This window comes from Janthinobacterium sp. 1_2014MBL_MicDiv, from assembly GCF_001865675.1.
Taxonomy (GTDB): Bacteria; Pseudomonadota; Gammaproteobacteria; order Burkholderiales; family Burkholderiaceae_D; genus Janthinobacterium.
The window spans coordinates 5,158,943-5,176,447 of the sequence record NZ_CP011319.1; the positions used below are offsets into that span (position 1 = coordinate 5,158,943).

The following is a 17,505-nucleotide window of genomic DNA, read 5'->3' on the forward strand; positions in this document are numbered from 1 at the left end:
TGTCGCAAGGCGCCGCATTCATTGATTGCTTAGAAGAAAATGATGCCGCCCAGGGACACGCCATTCATCTTCGCTTCACCACCGGCAAAGCCTTTCGAGCGCGTCTGGCCCAGTTCGCCCACCAGGGTGATGGCGCTATTGAGCGCGTAATACGCCCCCAGGGTCAGGTTGGCATTCGACTTCAAGCCGCCCGTACCGGCCGTATCGTCATCGTTCTTGCTGATGCCGTAGGACAAGCCCAGTTTCAGCTTGTCCGTCGCCTTGTACGTGCCTTGCAGCAGCCAGTTCTTCGACTTGGTATCACCCTGGTCTGCATCGGAAAGGATGCCCAACCCTTTTCCTCCCTGGAAATTGAGCAGCACGCCTGCCGGACCCATCTGGTAAGAGCCGCCCACTTCCACCCCGCGCATCGTCAGGTCATCGACACCCGTCGTTTTCGAGGTGAATTTTTGCGACTTCACGCCCAGCCAGGCTTTCAAGCCGTCCTGCGCATACGTCAGCTGCGCCTGCACTTGCGGACTCGACTTCGAGGAATACGTCGGGCCTGCCACGATGGGCGTATCGGAGACGGGGCTGACCAAGGCCACGTCGACACCGAAGCCACCGGACTTCGGCGAGGTGTACATGATCTGGCCATAGTTGCCCAGATAGGTGTAGCCTGCGCCGATATGGCCCAGGGTCACCCGGCCCCGCTGCGTGGCCTGCACGGGGGCGCCCGAACCCAGCAAAGTCATGTCGGACAGAATGGCATTTGCGCCGAACATGCCGTAGTCGCGGCCCAGCTTGAAGGTACCCATGTGCTCGTTGCCGAACGTAAAGAATGCCTGGCGCACATCGACGACGCTGTTCTGGCTGATGGCGCTGTCCGTGGCGGTCGAGTTATAGATGCCGATCAAGGCTTTCACATCGTACTCGCCCAGGCGCGACGAGGCGGACGTGATCAAGCCATTCGGCAGCAAGCCGTTGCCGATCGTCGTGCGGTCCTTCTCGCCGCCGCAACCGAGCGCCCGGCCGCCCAGCGCCAGCCCGCCCACCGCGTCGCCCGAGCACGACACTTGCGTGTAGTAGGCGTTGACGATGCCGCCCACCGACACGGTCCAGTCGCCGGCCTTGATATCGACGGCTTGCGCCTGTCCCATCGTTGCGATAGTCATGGCCCCCAGGCTCCCCAGCTTGATGAATGCGTTCATGTTTTCTCCCCTTTTCTTCTGTGTTTTTAGTGTGCACACCAGTGATTGATGTAGCTCAATCTTTGGCAATAAGCGTGCCCAGCAATACACAAGGCGGAGAAAGGGGAAATCCGTTTTCAATGTGTGCAACGGCGGACCAGTCGCTGCTGACGGTGTTCAATTTTTGACCGCCGCCAGCGCTTGCCGCTGGCAAGTAAACAAAAAACTGACGGCCTGGACCGTCAGCAAAAAGAAAACACCCGGCGGACAGGGAGACACCCATCCGAGTGGCCCGGGCGCTTCACCCCATTACTTCGATGCCAGCTTGAAGACCCATACGGAACCGCCCTGCTCGAGGAAGTTGACCTTCTTCGCCACTTCGCCACCCCACAGCGGCACGGCGCCGCCCCAGCCGGAAACGACGGCGACATATTGCGTGTCGCCATCCTGCCAGGTGACGGGCGGCGCCACGACGCCGGAACCGGTCTGGAACTTCCACAGCTCCTTGCCCGTCTTCGCATCGACGGCTTTCAGGAAGCCTTCCGGCGTGCCGTAGAACACCAGGTTGCCGGCCGTGCTCATCACGCCCCCCCACAACGGCGCATTGTTCTTGATTTCCCATACGATCTTGCCCGTCTTCGGATCGACGGCACGCATGGCGCCGATGTAGTCGTCAAACAGGGGCTTGATGGTAAAACCGGCGCCGAGGAAAGCGCCGCCTTTCTTGTAGCTGATCGGCTCGTTCCAGATATCCATGCCCCATTCATTCGCCGGCACATAGAACAGCTTGGTTTGCGGCGAGTACGCCATCGGCATCTGGTTTTTGGCACCGAGGAAAGCCGGCGCGGCAAACACGGTCGTGCCCTTCTTGCCCTCCTCTCCCTTGGTCGGGTCGCCAGGACGGCCGGCGGCGATGAAGTTCGGCCGCCCCGTTTTCAGGTCGATGCTGCTGGCCCAGGTGATTTTCTTGACAAACGGAAACGCGTTCTGCAGTTTGCCCGTGCTGGCGTCGATCACATAGAAAAAGCCGTTGCGGTCGGCCTTGCCACCGTAGCGCTTGCCATCCATGTCGAAGGTGACGAACTCGTTGGCGCCATCAAAATCCCAGGCATCGTTGGGCGTGTTCTGATACGCCCACTTGATCTGGCCCGTCTTGACGTCGAGCGCCACGGTGGAGGACGAATACAGATTGTCGCCGGGGCGCAAATGGCTGTTCCATGGCGCCGGATTGCCTGTGCCGAAGTACGCCAGCTTGGTTTGCGGATCGTAGGTGCCACCCATCCATGTCGAGGCGCCGCCCGTTTTCCACAACTCGCCCGGCCACGTCTTGTTCGCCGTGCCGGAAATGCCATTGTCGCTGGCCTTGCCATCCTTGTCGTAGCGGTGGCCCATATGGCCTTCCACCGTGGGACGGCTCCACACCAGGTCGCCCGTCATGGGGTTGCGCGCTTCGACCCGGCCCACGATGCCGAACTCGCCACCCGACACGCCCGTCAGCAGCAAGCCTTCGGCGATCAGGGGCGCGGCCGTCATCGAGTAACCGGCCGCATAATCGTCGACCTTTTCCTTCCAGACGATCTTGCCCGTGTTCTGGTCCAGCGCCACCAGGTAGGCGTCGAGCGTGCCGAAGATCACCAGGTTGCCGAACAGGGCCGCGCCGCGGTTGACCACGTCGCAGCAGGGCATGATGCCGTCCGGCAAGCGGTGTTCGTACTTCCACAGCTTGGCGCCGGTTTTCAAGTCGATGGCAAAGATGCGCGAATACGAAGCCGTGACGAACATCTTGCCGTTGTGAATCAATGGCTGCGATTCCTGGCCGCGCTGCTTTTCGCCGCCAAACGAGAACGACCAGGCCGGTACCAGCTTGGCCACGGTCTTGTCATTGATTTGCGTCAACGGTGAATAGCGCTGCCCCTGCGTACCCATGCCAAACGACAAGATACTCGCTGGATTCTTCGCCGTGCTGTCGAGCATGGCACTGGTGACATTGCCGACGTCGACCGCCTGGGCCAACGACGCCAGGGATGCCAAACCCACACTGACGACTACCCCCATGATTTTTTTCTGCACAATCATCTCCCTCTGTTATTAGTATGTGTATGTTTCAAGTGCTGCCGTGTTCACGCGGCTGGGCATGCAGCAAGGCGCACTCTTCATCGGTAAACAGGCGCGAACGCGTCAGGAAGCGCTTGCCCGTACCGTTGTCGAGTGAAAACATGCCGCCATTGCCATCGACCACGTCGATAATCAACTGGGTATGCTCCCAGTATGCAAATTGCTCGAGTCCCATGTAGAACGGCGTGCCATTCAGATTGCCGAGATAGATATCGGTGTCGCTGATATCGAACTCGCCCAGCGCGTAGCACATGGGCGTGCTGCCGTCGCAGCAGCCGCCCGACTGAAAAAACATCAACGGGCCGTGACGCTCGCGCAACCTGTCCATCATCTCCAGCGCCGCATCGGTGGCGACCACCCTGGCAATTGCTGCACTCATGGCATCCTTTCTGCGCGCCGCTCCTGGCTAAGGGCGCGGCGCCTGTTGCCGGTTTAGAAGAAGCCCAGCGCTTTCGGGCTATAGCTCACCAGCAAGTTCTTCGTTTGCTGGTAGTGGTCGAGCATCATCTTGTGGTTTTCGCGGCCGATACCCGATTGCTTGTAGCCACCGAACGCGGCATGGGCCGGGTACAGGTGATAGCAATTCGTCCATACGCGGCCCGCCTGGATGGCGCGGCCCACGCGGAAGGCGCGCGAACCGTCACGCGTCCACAGGCCGGCACCGAGGCCGTACAGGGTGTCGTTGGCGATCGCCAAGGCTTCAGCCTCATCCTTGAAGGTCGTGACGGACACGACGGGACCAAAAATCTCTTCCTGGAAGATGCGCATCTTGTTGTTGCCCTTGAATACGGTTGGACGCACGTAATAGCCGCCCTCGAGATCGCCCGCCTGCGTGTTGCGCTCGCCGCCGGCCAGCACCTCGGCGCCTTCCTGGCGGCCGATATCGAGGTAGGACAGGATTTTTTCCAGCTGTTCCTGCGACGCCTGGGCGCCGATCATGGTGGCCGTATCGAGCGGATTGCCCTGCTTGATGGCGGCCACGCGCTTCAGGGCCCGTTCGATGAATTTCTCGTAGATCGATTCCTGGATCAGTACGCGCGATGGGCAGGTGCACACTTCGCCTTGATTCAGCGCAAACATCGTGAAGCCTTCCAGGCACTTGTCGAAATAGTCATCATCGGCATCCATCACGTCTTCAAAGAAGATGTTCGGCGACTTGCCGCCCAATTCCAGGGTGACGGGAATCAGGTTTTGCGCCGCGTAACCCATGATCAGACGGCCCGTGCCCGTTTCGCCCGTAAACGCGATCTTGGCGATGCGCTTGCTCGACGCCAGCGGCTTGCCCGCTTCCAGGCCGAAACCATTGATGATGTTCAACACGCCCGGCGGCAGCAGGTCGCCGATCAGCTCGATCAAGACCATGATGGAAGCCGGCGTCTGTTCGGCCGGTTTCAGCACCACGCAATTGCCGGCGGCCAGGGCCGGCGCCAGTTTCCACACGGCCATCAGGATCGGGAAATTCCAGGGGATGATCTGGCCCACGACGCCCAGCGGCTCGTGGTAGTGATAGGCATAGGTTTCCGCATCGATTTGCGCGACGGAGCCTTCCTGGGCGCGGATGCAGCCGGCGAAGTAGCGGAAATGGTCGATGGCCAGCGGAATATCGGCATTCATCGTTTCGCGGATGGGCTTGCCGTTGTCGATGGTTTCCGCCGTGGCGATCAGGCTGAGGTTTTGCTCGATGCGGTCGGCGATCCGGTTCAGGATATTGGCGCGCTCGGCAGGCGACGTCTTGCCCCAGGCTTCCTTGGCGGCATGGGCGGCGTCCAGCGCCAGCTCGACGTCTTCCGTCGTGGAGCGGGCAATTTCGCAAAACGGCAAGCCCGTGATCGGCGTAATGTTGGGAAAGTATTCACCTTTGACGGGGGCCACGAACTTGCCGCCAATGTAGTTATCGTAACGTTGCTTGAAAGGGTTGGCGACGCCCAGTTTGCTGATGTCTGCGAGATTCATGTCGTCCTCTATCGGTTTGTAGAATTGGAATATTGCTGCTTAAGTCAAACGTCCTGGTACAGATGGGGTGAGTACACGCAGTCCTCCGCAAATGCCGTGCCAGCTCGCCACCCCACTACAAACTTAGCGGGTTTTACTGCTGTTACAAGGGAGCGGCGTCAATATCGGCGCATTGATTCCCGTCAGGTGCGGGCAGCCTGGCCACGGCGCAGCGTTTGCGTTTTTGAACAAGGCGCCAATACCCTGCTCCAATCCGCACCAGCCTGGCCATTTGCGGGCTCGAGTCCGCGTCCGCTGCACAATGGAACAGGTGTGCCAGACTGGAACAGCTGTGCCTAGCGAATCACCACGCCCCACGGTAATTCGCCCACGGCAATATCGGCCACCTTGCGCGCGCTGGCCGTGTCGATGACAGACACGCTGTTCGAGCGGCCATTGGCCACGTACAGCTTGGCGCCGTCGGGCGTGATGGCCATATTCCACGGACGCTTGCCGACGGGGATAGTCGCCGTCACCTTGTTGCTCCTCGTATCGATGACCATTACCGTGCCGTCGATACCGTTCGACACATACAGCTGCTTGCCGCCGGGATGGACGACGATGCCATTCGCATTCTTGCCAGCGGGAATAGTGGCGATGGCCTTGCGCTGCATCATGTCGATTACGTACACGCCATTGACCAGCTCGCACGCCACGTAGGCGCGGGTGGAATCGGGGCTGAAGCCGATGCCGCGCGGGCGCAGGCCCACGGCAATGGAAGCCACCTGGCGGCGTTGCGCCACATCAATGACGTCGACTTGCTCGGCCTCTTCCGCACCGACCAGCAGCCAGCGCCCGTCCGGGCTGAAGACGGCGTGTTCCGGGTTACGTCCTTGCACCTTGATATCCGCGAGCAAGTCGCCCGTATGGCCATCGATCAGCGCCACGCTATTGTTTTCCTCGACGGCCACGGCGACATGGCTGCCGTCGAGGGATGCGCTGACGCCTTCGGGCGACTTGCCCAGCGCCACACTGCGCATGGGCGTGCCAGCCGCGTTATCGATCAACAACAAGGCGCTGCTGGCCGCGTCCGTGACAAACAATTGCCGGCCGCCGGGATCAGCGGCGATGCCGCGCGGACGCTTGCCCGCCGCAATCTGGCGTACCACCAGGTCGGTAGCCGTGTCGATCACGCTCAGGGTGCCCGATTTTTCATTGGGAACATAGGCAAAAGGAGCGGCCTGGACCGCCATGCTGGCCAACACAGGCAGCAGCCAGCAAACCCGGAGCAAGCGTAAGAAGAAGTTGGGCATAATCACCTTTTCAATGAAAAACACAGGAAAAGCGCGCGGGAGCGGCGCAGGTGACAATTGCTGTATGCAAACGCCGTGCCACTGGCAGGCGTATAATTTCAGCCCACCAATGGAGACATGGCAGGCATATTGCTTGATAAAACTATGCAGACCTGTACCGCGCACGCGGTCAAGCAGGCTTTTATTCACATTGGAGAATCCGCATGCAGCATCGTTTCCGCCTGAACACCATCGCCAGCCTGTTTGTCGCCGGCAGCGCCACCTTCGCCCCCCACGCTTTCGCCACCGAGGCGGCAGACCTGGCTGGCGGGCAACTGATGGACACGGTGGTCATCAGCGGCAGCCGCATCGCCCATCCCAGCCAGGAAGTACCAGCCTCCATCGACGTGGTCGACAGCGCCCGCATCCAGGATGGACAAATCCGCGTCAACGCCTCGGAAGCGCTGGCTGCCGTACCGGGCCTGGTCGTGCAGAATCGCCAGAACTACGCACAAGACTTGCAGATCTCGTCGCGCGGCTTCGGCGCCCGCTCGGCCTTCGGCGTGCGCGGCGTCAAGCTGATCAGCGATGGCATTCCTGCCAGCATGCCCGACGGCCAGGGCCAGGCCGCCACCTTCAACCTCGATACGGCCGAGCGCATCGAAGTGCTGCGCGGACCGTTTTCTGCCATCTACGGTAACCACTCGGGCGGCGTGATCCAGCTGTTTTCCAAGGATGGGCAAAAGCCCCCATCCGTCGAACTGAATGTGACGGGCGGCAGCGATGGCACCAGCAAGGTCGATGTCTCGACGCAAGGCCAGGCGGGCGCCATCGGCTACGTGCTCGACGGCTCGCGCTTCCGCACGGATGGCTTCCGCGACCACAGCGCCGCCACGCGCGAACAGGCGTTCGGCAAGATCACCGTCAAGCCCACCGCGGACAGCAAGCTGACCATCGTCGCCAATAGCCTGCATCAAGGCAACACGCAAGACCCGCTGGGCGCCACCTGGACCACGTTTGCCCGCGACCCGCGCGCCGGCGAAATCGACGCGAGCGACACGCAAAACCCGAAACGCACCCTGGCCGAGCGCTACAACACGCGCAAGAGCATCGACCACCAACAGATCGGCGCCACCTACGAACAGTCGTTCGGCGACGACCGTCTGCATGTGATGGTGTATGGCGGCAACCGCGACGTGATCCAATACCAGGCATTTACCAAGGGTTTTCAGGCGCCAGCGAGCCACTCAGGCGGCGTGGTCGACTTCCAGCGCCAGTTCTACGGCATCGACACCAACTGGCTGCATGTGAACCAGCTGGCCGGTGGCAAACTGAGCACCACCATCGGCATCGACTATGGCCGCTCCAGCGATGACCGCACCGGCTATGAAAATTTCATCGGCAACACGTTTGGCGTGAAGGGCAAGCTGCGCCGCGACGAGCAGGATGTCGTCTCCAGCCTCGATCCGTATATCCAGACGGAATGGCAAAGCGGTCCATGGCTGCTCAGCGCAGGTTTGCGCTATAGCAAAATGAAAGTTTCGGTCAACGACCATTTCCTCAGCAATGGCAACGATAGCGGCAGCCTGGACTTCAGCCATACGACGCCAGTGCTGGGCCTGCTCTACAAGCTGACGCCGAACGTCAACGTGTACGCCAGCGCCGCGCGCGGCTTCGAGGCGCCCACCCTGAACGAACTGTTTTACTCGGGCACGGGCGCCGGTTTCAATTTCAATTTAAAACCAGCCACCAGCACCAACCTGGAAGCGGGCGTCAAGGCCAGGGTCGCCAACAATACGCATGTGAACGCGGCCTTGTTCCAGATCAAGACCAACGACGAACTGGTAGTGGACAGTTCCAGCGGCGGGCGCACCAGCTACCGCAATGGCGGCAAAACCTTACGCCAAGGTATGGAAGTGTCGCTCGATTCCAGCCTGCCGTATGGCTTCACGACGAAGGTGGCGCTGACCAGCCTGCATGCCGTGTATGACCAGGCCTTCGGCGCCGTTAGCGAAGGCAGCCGCTTGCCAGGCGTTCCCAGCGCCAATCTGTTCGCGGAACTGGCCTGGAAAGATACGCTCGACCGCTTCGGCGCGGCGCTGGAAAGCGTCGCCAGCAACCAGGTGTATGCGGAAGACAGCAACAGCGAAAAACCGGCGCCCGGCTACACGGTGTTCAATGCGCGGTTCAATGCCAAGCAAAGCATGGGCAACTGGCGCTTCAAGGAATTTGCCCGCCTGAACAATCTGTTTGACAAGACCTACGTGGGTTCCGTCATCGTCGGCGATAGCAACAAGCGCTACTATGAAGCGGCGCCGGGGCGCAATTGGTTGCTGGGTGTCAGCGCCCAATACACTTTTTAAGTACACCTGAAAAAAAGTCCATGAGCGCTGCATTGCCTGGTCGTACTGTTCGTACTGCCTGTGGCAATGCGCCTTGCCCTGAACAGTGTTCAGGCGTTCTGATGATAAAAAAGCCCGCGCATCGTCCGATGCGCGGGCTTTTCAACTGGAGCGCGAGACTTCAGGGCCGCGCTTCCTTCACCCCATGTTTCTCGAAAATGGCTTTCAATTCGCCGCTGGCAGCCATCTCGTTCATGGCCGCCAGCAGCAGCTTGCCCACGTCCAGTTGCTGCCGGCTGACGGCCAGGCCCACGGCCCAGCCGGCACGCGGCAAGCGGGCGAACGCCACTTCGTTCACGGCGAAGGCCGGATCGCTTTTCAGCACGGACTCGATTTCCGAGCGATTCGCCAGCACGGCATCGAGCTGCCCCGCCTGCAATTGCTGCAAGGCTTCGGCGGCCGTGTCGAAGATGCGCACGTCGTCGCGGTACTTGCCATCGTCTTCGCCCAGCATCAGCATGGCCGCGATCGATACCTTTTCCACGCCGATGCGCTTGCCGGCCAGCGAGGCGACGCCATCGAACTGCGGCACGGCTTGCGTGCGGCGTGCCAGGCGCACGGTTTCCACGTAATACGGCGCAAAGATCTCGACCTTGTCGTTGTCGGCCATCAGTTTTTTATCGACCGGCACGTGCAGCATCACGTCGGCTGGACCGTAACCGAGGTAATGCCCCTTCCACACCATATTGCGCAAATCGTCATTCAGGTTTTCGCCGGCGGGAAATGGCAGCAGACTCAGCTTGAGTCCCAGCTTTTTCGCCAGCGCTTCGGCAATGTCGATATCGATGCCCGCGCCCTTGTCGGAAAACGGGGCGAATTCGCTATACACGGCCACCTTCAGGCTGCCCGACTGTTGCACTTTCTGCCAGTCGGCGCGTACCGGCGCGGCCGCGCACAGGGCCAGGCAAGCGAGCGCAATCATCGCGCGCGCGCGCCGGAGTTGGAATGAACGCATGGGATTCCTTCGTGATCAGTTCGACTCGCGGCGGGTTTCCAGGTAGGTCTTGATGGCCCACATGGCTTCCTGGTTGAACACGCCCTCAAACGGCGGCATGTACACGGCGCCGTTGCGCACTTTGCCATGGCGTATGGTCGCCAGGTAATAATTGTCCGTTTCCTTGTAACACGCTTGTTTCTTTGTCTCATTCTTGATGCTGAAACAATCGCGGTCCAGCTGGCGCAAGTCCGGCGCGATGCCGCCCGAGATGGCTTCGATGCCGTGGCAGCGCGCGCAATTCTGGTTGTAGGCCGAGGTGCCCACAGTCAAGGCCAGCTTGTTGCCCCGGTACGGATTCTGCTCCAGCCACTTGTCGCCCACCTTGGGCAAGCCCGTGGTGTCGACGCCTTGCGGCGTGACATTGCCATGCGCATAGGCATCGGGCAAGGTCAGCAGGGAAGTGAGGGCGACAGCGCCGGCAGCCGCCACGCCGAGCAGGGTAGGAATGGAATAGGTCATGCTGGTCTCCTTGGTTTTTTTGGTCAATAACCAGGAAGAGCAAATGCCATGCCATGCGCGCACGCCCCGCGGCAGGCGAACCATGTCTCAATTTGGAACAGCTGCAACACGCGCCTGTGTCACCGCGCGCGTCAGGCGGCGGCAACCGTGCAGATGCTGGCCCGCTCCTGCTGCTCGAAAGTGATACGCACAGGCAAGAACCTGGCGATCACCTCGGCATTCGTCAATGCATGCTGCGACACCTTGCTGCAGCTAAACGTGCCGCCGCCGGCCAGCGCCATCGGCAGCAAGAGCTGGTCGGCCAGGTGTTCGCCCACGGCCGCGTCCGACTTGCAATAGGCGCGCACTTCGTTCAACAGGCGCTTGGCCACCGATTCCGCCAGCAACGATTTTTCGCCAAAGGAAGCAAAGACTTCCGTCACGTGTTCATGCTCGAGTGTCAGCAACAGGACATTGCCCGGCCCCTGCTCCGCCGGCAAGCCGACGATGCGCAGCTGCTTGCCGCTCCAGCCCATGCCGCTGGCGACACGCTCGAGCTCGCGCTGCGCCACATTCACGTGCACGCCCGCCACCACGCTTTCCGCAAATCCGGCCTGCCGTTCGCCGCGCTGCAGCAATGCAATGGGCTTCAAACGGGCGCAAGGCTGCACGGTGGCAATCACTTCGCCGCCGCCGGCCGGATAAAAACCATAGCGCCCCAGCGCGATATCGATGTCGGCGCCCATCTGCGCCATGGCCCGGCCATACGCGCGCTGCAAGAAATGCACGGGCGGCGCCATGGGATTATGCGTGCCGCCACTGATGCGCACAGTCGAGGGCGCATCCGCATGCAGCAGCGCCGGCAGCAAGGTTTGCAGTACCAGGGTGCAACTACCGGCGCTGCCGATGGCGAAACGGTAATCGCCGCCACGCAGGGTGCCCGGCACGAACTCCAGGCTGGATGCGCCCAGCGCAACCGGTGTCATGCGCGCGCCGCAAATGGCGGCTGCAGCCTGTACCGCCACCAGATGCTGGCGCAGCAAACCGGGCTTGGCCCGGCCCGCGCGGATATTGATCAACCGAAATGGCTGGCCCGTGATCATGGACAGGCTCAGCGCCGAGCGCAAAATCTGCCCGCCGCCTTCGCCTTGTGCTCCATCTATTTCTATCATCTCTGCTTTCTTTATTGTTTAACCTTTGACGCAGACGACCTGCTTCAGGATATGCACGACATCGACCAGCTCGCGCTGCGCCAGCATCACCGCATCGATATCCTTGTAGGCCATCGGGATCTCGTCGATCACGTTCTCATCCTTGCGACATTCGACGCCTTGCGTAGCGCGGATCTGGTCGTCGAGGCTGAAGCGCCGCTTCGCTTCCGTGCGGCTCATCGTGCGTCCCGCACCGTGGCTGCAGCTATGGAAGCTCTCCGCGTTGCCTTTGCCGCGCACGATAAAGCTCTTCGCGCCCATGGACCCGGGAATGATCCCCAGTTCCCCCGCGCGGGCCGATACGGCACCCTTGCGCGTGACCAGCACATCCTTGCCGAAGTGGTGCTCCTTCTGCACATAGTTATGGTGGCAATTGACGGCCTCCACATGCGTCTGGAACGGTTTATGGATGACCGTGCGCACGGCCGCGATCAAGTTCTGCATCATCACTTCACGGTTATTGCGCGCGAAACGCTGGGCCCAGCCCACCGCCTCCACATAATCGTCGTAATGCTGCGTTCCCTCTGCCAGGTAGGCCAGGTCCTGGTCGGGCAGGTTGATGAAATGGGTGCGCATATCTTGCTTGGCCAGTTCGATGAAATGGGTGCCGATGGCATTGCCCACACCACGCGAACCCGAATGCAGCATGAACCACACGGCTCCCTGCTCGTCGAGGCACACTTCGACGAAGTGGTTACCGCTGCCCAGGGTACCCAGGTGGCGGTAGTTATTCGTATTTTTCAGCTTTGGCGTTTTCAGGCAGATGGCATCGAATTCGTCTTTCAGCTGCAGCCAGGCGGCGTCGACCACCGATGGCGGGTTCTGCCACGAACCTTCGTCGCGGCCACGGTAGCCGCGCGTCTTCGGCGACATCCCGTGCGGAATGGCGCGCTCGATGGCGCTGCGCAGCGGCCCAAGATTATCGGGCAAGTCATTCGCCGTCAGCGTAGTCTTCGCCGCCATCATGCCGCAACCGATATCCACGCCGACGGCCGCCGGAATCACGGCGCCGAGGGTGGGAATCACGCTGCCGATGGTCGATCCTTTACCCAGGTGGACGTCCGGCATGACGGCGATGTGCTTGTAAATGAATGGCAAGGTCGCCGTATTGCGCAATTGTTTTTTAGCCGCTTCTTCGACAGGCACGCCACGCGTCCACATTTTGACGGGACGGCTGCCTTCGGTATGCAGGACTTCGTATTCTTCATTCTTCATCAGTGTTCTCTTTTTCTATTTTATATGGGGGTGATGACAAGGGTTGGTGAAATTTTCAGCCGACGTATCGGCCCTGGATGTAATTCCACCGGCATTCATCAGTACAACAACCCGACCAGGGATGACAGGATTTTCTGGCGGCGCACTGCGCGCGCCAGGCCGGTCTGACTCGGCTATCGATGTAATCCTGCCGGCATTCGGGGTACGACGGCGCATGACAAGGTTGAACAGGACGTCTTTAATGTAGTCTTGTCCGCATTCCTGCGCTTTACTTCACGCGCTACTTCAACAACCTGCAGCGATATCGATGGCGGCGATTTCTCCCACCCAGTGCTCTGGATCCAGCTGGCCGGCGGCAAAGGCGGCGATGATCTTGAAGACATCGTCGGAAAAACCGCCGATATTCAGAATATCTTCACGCTCCATCGCCTGCGTCGTGGCGTGCGGCGAAATATCGATGCACACCAGCCTGGCCTGCGGATTGCGCTGCTTGAAGACATTCCACTGTCCCAGCGTCGCCGTGGCGCCGCTGCGTTTGGCGTCGATCCAGGATTCGTTATCGGACACATAAATCACCAGGTCGGCCAGCTCCTGCTTGCTGTTCATGCGCAGCAGCGGCGCGCTGCAACTGGTGCCGCCGCCACCGATAGCCGCCAGCCTGGCCGCATTCTCCATCACGCTATCGTGCGCATCGAGCCGGCACGTCACCACGCTGTGCTCGAACGGCAGCACCATGGCGTCCGGATTCTTGCGCAGCATGGCCGCCGCCACCAGCGCCGCCACGTCGATGCAGCGCACGTTCGAGGTGGCGCTACCGCGAAAACCGCTGACGGGCGACGACATCGAGCCGGAAACATCGGGGCACACCACCACCTTGCCGGCGATCCGCGGCACGTTCAGCAGCGACGTTTCCAGCGCCTGCTCCAGCGCATCGCGGATGACCGTTGGCACGTTCTCGCCAGCCGCCATGTACGCCGACATCAGCTGGTATGGAAACACCCGCGCTTGTGCAATCGATGCCGGATCGCGCAGCCTGGCCGCGATCAGCTCCGGCATGCCTTCAATTGCGTACACGCCATGGCGCGCAAAGGTGTTCAAGTTCATGCGCACCATCTGCCAGCCGCCCTGGCGGGCGATCTGCGCCCAGTCCTGCGCCCCCAAGGGCAGCGCCGTCAGCATCTGGAACGGCACGTCCGGTATCGTTTGTGCCGGATCAAGCTTGTATGTCTCGAATGCTGCTAATACCGGCGGCAAGTCTGCGGCGATGTATTCCCTGCCGATCAGCCAGGCAAAGAATGCCGCGCGCCAGGCGTCCTTCGGTTTCGGATGCACCATCTTCACGACGTCGGCCAGCGAAGGGCTGTTGCCCACGGCGGCGGCCAGCAGGGCCTGTTCCGAGGCGCTATTCAACCATGCCTGCACCAGCTTTTTCGGACGCGATCCCAGCGACTTGCGGCCAACGGCGCCCGAGCGCATGATCTGCACGAAGTTGCGCAGCATTTTGCCGTTGTTGATCACGCGCTGGAAGGCCGGCGCAAATTCCGCGGCGCCCTGGCCAGCCAGCACGGCCACCAGCAAGGCAGGCATATCCTTCATATACCCCCGCTCGCGGCAGTACACGGCCGTTTGCGCAATGAAGGACGGCTCGACGGCCTTGCACAGTTCCAGCACCGTCGCCAGCTGCGCCTCGGCGCTGGCATAAAACGTCGCGTTCAGGCAGCCGGTGGCCGCATATTGCGCCAGCTGATGCCGGGGCGTCAGTGCATAGGCTGGTGTACCTTCGGCATTGCGCGCCAGGGCCGCAGGCAGCGGCTGCGATTGTTGCATGCTCTTGAATAACTGGGCGTTGGCCATTTTCGTTCCTCTTCTTCTCTTTACGTTTATCTCGGTGTTATCCCTTCTATTGCAAGCGCCGTGCCAGCTTTTTCTCCTTCGCGTGAATCTTCTATAAATCATTGATTTTATTGAGAAATATTTTTTAATCGAGAAATCAACAAAAGATAGTGGCCGTCAAAAAAATCATATACAATTATCTTTTAAGATAAATATTTATCCAATTTATGCAAGCAAAACGCACCGTTGTCATCGGTTTTCTCGGCACACAGCTCGATAGTGGCAGGGGTGCCGCGCGCTGGGAAAAGTGGCGGCCCAGCATCGCCTTGACGCAGCACGAAGACCAGATCATCGACCGCTTCGAGCTGCTGTACGCGGGCAGCCAGTTTGACAACCTGGTGCGCCAGGTGTCGCAGGATGTCGCCAGCGTCTCGCCTGAAACGCAGCTGATCGCCCATGAGTTGCCCATCAGCGATGCCTGGGATTTCGAAAACGTGTATGGCGCCCTCTACGATTTCGCCCACACCTACCCCTTCGACCCCGACAAGGAAGACTATTGGATCCACATCACCACCGGCAGCCACGTGGCGCAAATCTGCATGTTTTTGATGACGGAAGCGCGCTATTTCCCCGGACGCCTGCTGCAAACCTCGCCGCCAAAGCGCCAAGCCATCGGCAATCCCGGCAGCTATGCATTGATCGACCTCGATCTGTCGCGCTACGACCAGATTGCCCAGCGTTTTACGCGCGCGCAGGCCGCAGGCGTGGCGTTCCTGAAGTCGGGCATCGCCACGCGCAATGCCAAGTTCAACGCCATGATCGATGAAATCGAGCGCGTCGCCATCAAGTCCAGGGCGCCCATGCTGCTGATGGGGCCGACCGGCGCCGGCAAATCCTTCCTCGCGCGCCGCGTGTACGAACTGAAAAAGTCGCGCCACCAGATCGACGGCAAATTCATCGACCTCAATTGCGCCACCTTGCATGGGGACGGCGCCGCTTCCACCCTGTTCGGCCATATCAAGGGGTCATTCACGGGCGCGGGTTCGGATCGTCTAGGTTTACTGCGCAGTGCGCACAAGGGCTTGCTGTTTCTCGATGAAATCGGCGAACTCGGACTCGATGAGCAGGCAATGTTGCTGAAAGCCATAGAAGAAAGGCGCTTCTTTCCCGTCGGTGCAGATACGGAAGTGCAAAGCGACTTCCAGCTGATCGCCGGGACCAATCGCGACCTGGGCAAGGAAGTGGCGGCCGGCCGCTTCCGCGAAGACCTGTATGCACGCATCAACCTGTGGACCTACGAATTACCCGGCCTGGCGCAGCGGCAGGAAGACATCGAGCCAAACCTGGAATACCTGCTGGCGCAATACGGCGCCGAGACAGGCGAGCGCGTGCGCTTCAACAAGGAGGCCCGTGAGCGCTTCATGCGCTTCGCCACCTCGCCATCGGCCCGCTGGAACGGCAATTTCCGCGATTTGTCGGCCGCCGTCACGCGCCTGGCCACCTTGTCGGAGGCGGGCCGTATCACGGACAAGGTCGTCGATGAGGAAACGGCGCGCCTGGGTCGCCTGTGGCAGCATCACGGTGAACAACAGGGGAATGACGTCGTGGATCTGGCAGATATCATGGGAGCGGATGCGGCCGCGCAACTCGACCTGTTCGATGCGCTGCAGCTGCAGGCCGTGATCAAGATCTGCCGGCAATCGCACAATATGTCCGATGCGGGCCGCAAACTATATGCGATGTCGCGCGAAGCGAAAGCCAGGCCGAACGATGCAGACCGCCTCAAGAAATTCCTGGCCCGCTTTGCCCTCAGCTGGGATAAAGTATCCTCAGGCAACTAAGAGAAGAGAACGATGATTCCAGAAGATATACGAGTAGAAATCATGCGCCGCCTGGCGGCCGTGGAAGAAAAAGAAGGTGTGCGGATCTTGATGGCGATTGAATCGGGTAGCCGGGCCTGGGGGTTTGCCTCGCCGAACAGCGATTTCGATGTGCGCTTTATTTATGCGCGCCAGCAGGACTGGTATCTGAGCGTCGACCTGGAAGACAAGCGCGACGTGATCGAATACCCTATCGTCGACGATATCGACCTGAATGGCTGGGATGTACGCAAGGCACTGCAGCTTTTTTGGCGTTCCAATCCTGCCGTCATCGAATGGGTACAGTCGCCGATTCAATACATGGAAAAGGGCGCTTTCAGGACTGGCATCCAGGCCTTGCTCAATTCCGTCTACACGCTGGAAAAGGGGATTTATCACTATCGCAGCATGGCCAAGACAAATTACCGCGGCTACCTGATGGCGGACATGGTGCCCTTGAAGAAGTATTTTTACGTCCTGCGCCCATTGCTGGCCACGCGCTGGATAGAAACCTATCGCACAGCGCCGCCTATCGAGTTCTCTGCCTTGCTGCACCTGCTCCCCAAGGAAGAGGGCTTATTAGAAGAAATTCATCTCCTTCTCGAGCGCAAAAAGGTCGCACTGGAAAAAGAACTGGCCCCGCGCATCGACAAGCTCAACGTATTTATCGAGTCGGAACTGGCCAGGCTGGAAAACTTCAGCGTTGAAAGGGAAGAAAAGCCCCATGGCATGCAGGACCTGAATCGCCTGTTTCAGCAGGTATTGCAGGAAACCTGAGCTGGAAGCAAAAAAGGCACCGCGTAACGGTGCCTTTTTTTATGCCTGCCATTCGATGGCGTCAAACAAAAGCGCCAGACGAAAAAAAACCCCGCCATCACTGGTGGGGTTTTTCTCTACTGCGTATAACAAGCCTGACGATAACCTACTTTCACACTGGTTGCAGCACTATCATCGGCGCAAAGTTGTTTCACGGTCCTGTTCGGGATGGGAAGGGGTGGGACCAACTTGCTATGGTCATCAGGCATAACTTGTAGGACAGCCT

Annotated in this window: 13 protein-coding genes and 1 rRNA gene; 3 read left to right on the plus strand and 11 right to left on the minus strand. The window is 60.2% G+C overall.

The annotated features are described in order from the left end of the window. Positions 1-29: 29 nt before the first annotated feature. The 5 genes from YQ44_RS22220 to YQ44_RS22240 all read right to left on the minus strand — a co-directional run bounded on the left by YQ44_RS22220 (position 30) and on the right by YQ44_RS22240 (position 6,469). On the minus strand, positions 30-1,190 hold the full coding sequence (locus tag YQ44_RS22220; protein WP_232250969.1) for a porin: 1,161 nt from the start codon (positions 1,188-1,190) through the stop codon (positions 30-32). A gap of 288 nt (positions 1,191-1,478) precedes the next feature. Further along, on the minus strand, positions 1,479-3,224 hold the full coding sequence (locus YQ44_RS22225; protein ID WP_257786864.1) for a methanol/ethanol family PQQ-dependent dehydrogenase: 1,746 nt from the start codon (positions 3,222-3,224) through the stop codon (positions 1,479-1,481). Between the two features lie 49 nt (positions 3,225-3,273). Continuing rightward, a complete protein-coding gene (locus YQ44_RS22230; protein WP_071325243.1) occupies positions 3,274-3,663 on the minus strand; it encodes a DUF779 domain-containing protein in 390 nt (129 codons plus the stop codon). A gap of 53 nt (positions 3,664-3,716) precedes the next feature. Beyond that, the gene (gene adh, locus YQ44_RS22235) at positions 3,717-5,237 is read right to left on the minus strand and encodes an aldehyde dehydrogenase (protein ID WP_071325244.1); all 1,521 of its coding nucleotides are present in this window, start codon (positions 5,235-5,237) and stop codon (positions 3,717-3,719) included. A gap of 335 nt (positions 5,238-5,572) precedes the next feature. After that, complete coding sequence (locus tag YQ44_RS22240; protein WP_232250970.1) at positions 5,573-6,469, minus strand: beta-propeller fold lactonase family protein; 897 nt, start codon at positions 6,467-6,469, stop codon at positions 5,573-5,575. Between the two features lie 263 nt (positions 6,470-6,732). Here YQ44_RS22240 and YQ44_RS22245 point away from each other — a divergent pair, with 263 nt between their 5' ends. Continuing rightward, positions 6,733-8,871, plus strand: coding sequence for a TonB-dependent receptor family protein (locus tag YQ44_RS22245; RefSeq protein WP_071325246.1), 2,139 nt, complete (start codon positions 6,733-6,735; stop codon positions 8,869-8,871). 160 nt (positions 8,872-9,031) lie between these two features. Here the strand turns inward: YQ44_RS22245 and YQ44_RS22250 are convergent, their stop codons facing one another. The 5 genes from YQ44_RS22250 to YQ44_RS22270 all read right to left on the minus strand — a co-directional run bounded on the left by YQ44_RS22250 (position 9,032) and on the right by YQ44_RS22270 (position 14,625). Then, a complete protein-coding gene (locus tag YQ44_RS22250; RefSeq protein WP_071325247.1) occupies positions 9,032-9,865 on the minus strand; it encodes a substrate-binding periplasmic protein in 834 nt (277 codons plus the stop codon). Positions 9,866-9,880: 15 nt separating this feature from the next. Then, the gene (pedF, locus tag YQ44_RS22255; RefSeq protein WP_071326690.1) at positions 9,881-10,366 is read right to left on the minus strand and encodes a cytochrome c-550 PedF; all 486 of its coding nucleotides are present in this window, start codon (positions 10,364-10,366) and stop codon (positions 9,881-9,883) included. Between the two features lie 131 nt (positions 10,367-10,497). Further along, the gene (rtcA, locus tag YQ44_RS22260) at positions 10,498-11,517 is read right to left on the minus strand and encodes an RNA 3'-terminal phosphate cyclase (protein WP_071325248.1); all 1,020 of its coding nucleotides are present in this window, start codon (positions 11,515-11,517) and stop codon (positions 10,498-10,500) included. 18 nt (positions 11,518-11,535) lie between these two features. Then, complete coding sequence (locus tag YQ44_RS22265) at positions 11,536-12,771, minus strand: RtcB family protein (RefSeq protein WP_071325249.1); 1,236 nt, start codon at positions 12,769-12,771, stop codon at positions 11,536-11,538. 285 nt (positions 12,772-13,056) lie between these two features. Further along, on the minus strand, positions 13,057-14,625 hold the full coding sequence (locus YQ44_RS22270; RefSeq protein WP_071325250.1) for a vWA domain-containing protein: 1,569 nt from the start codon (positions 14,623-14,625) through the stop codon (positions 13,057-13,059). A gap of 206 nt (positions 14,626-14,831) precedes the next feature. On the opposite strand from YQ44_RS22270, the gene rtcR reads away from it, so the two are divergent. Together rtcR and YQ44_RS22280 are read left to right on the plus strand one after the other, a co-directional pair. After that, positions 14,832-16,445 carry an RNA repair transcriptional activator RtcR gene (rtcR, locus tag YQ44_RS22275; protein ID WP_071325251.1) on the plus strand — a complete coding sequence of 538 codons (1,614 nt, stop codon included), beginning with the start codon at positions 14,832-14,834 and terminating at the stop codon, positions 16,443-16,445. 12 nt (positions 16,446-16,457) lie between these two features. Then, positions 16,458-17,240: a nucleotidyltransferase domain-containing protein gene (locus YQ44_RS22280; RefSeq protein WP_071325252.1), complete on the plus strand. Its 783-nt coding sequence runs from the start codon at positions 16,458-16,460 to the stop codon at positions 17,238-17,240. 132 nt (positions 17,241-17,372) lie between these two features. Here YQ44_RS22280 and rrf read toward each other — a convergent pair. Beyond that, positions 17,373-17,485, minus strand: a 5S ribosomal RNA gene (rrf, locus tag YQ44_RS22285). Between the last annotated feature and the right edge of the window lie 20 nt (positions 17,486-17,505).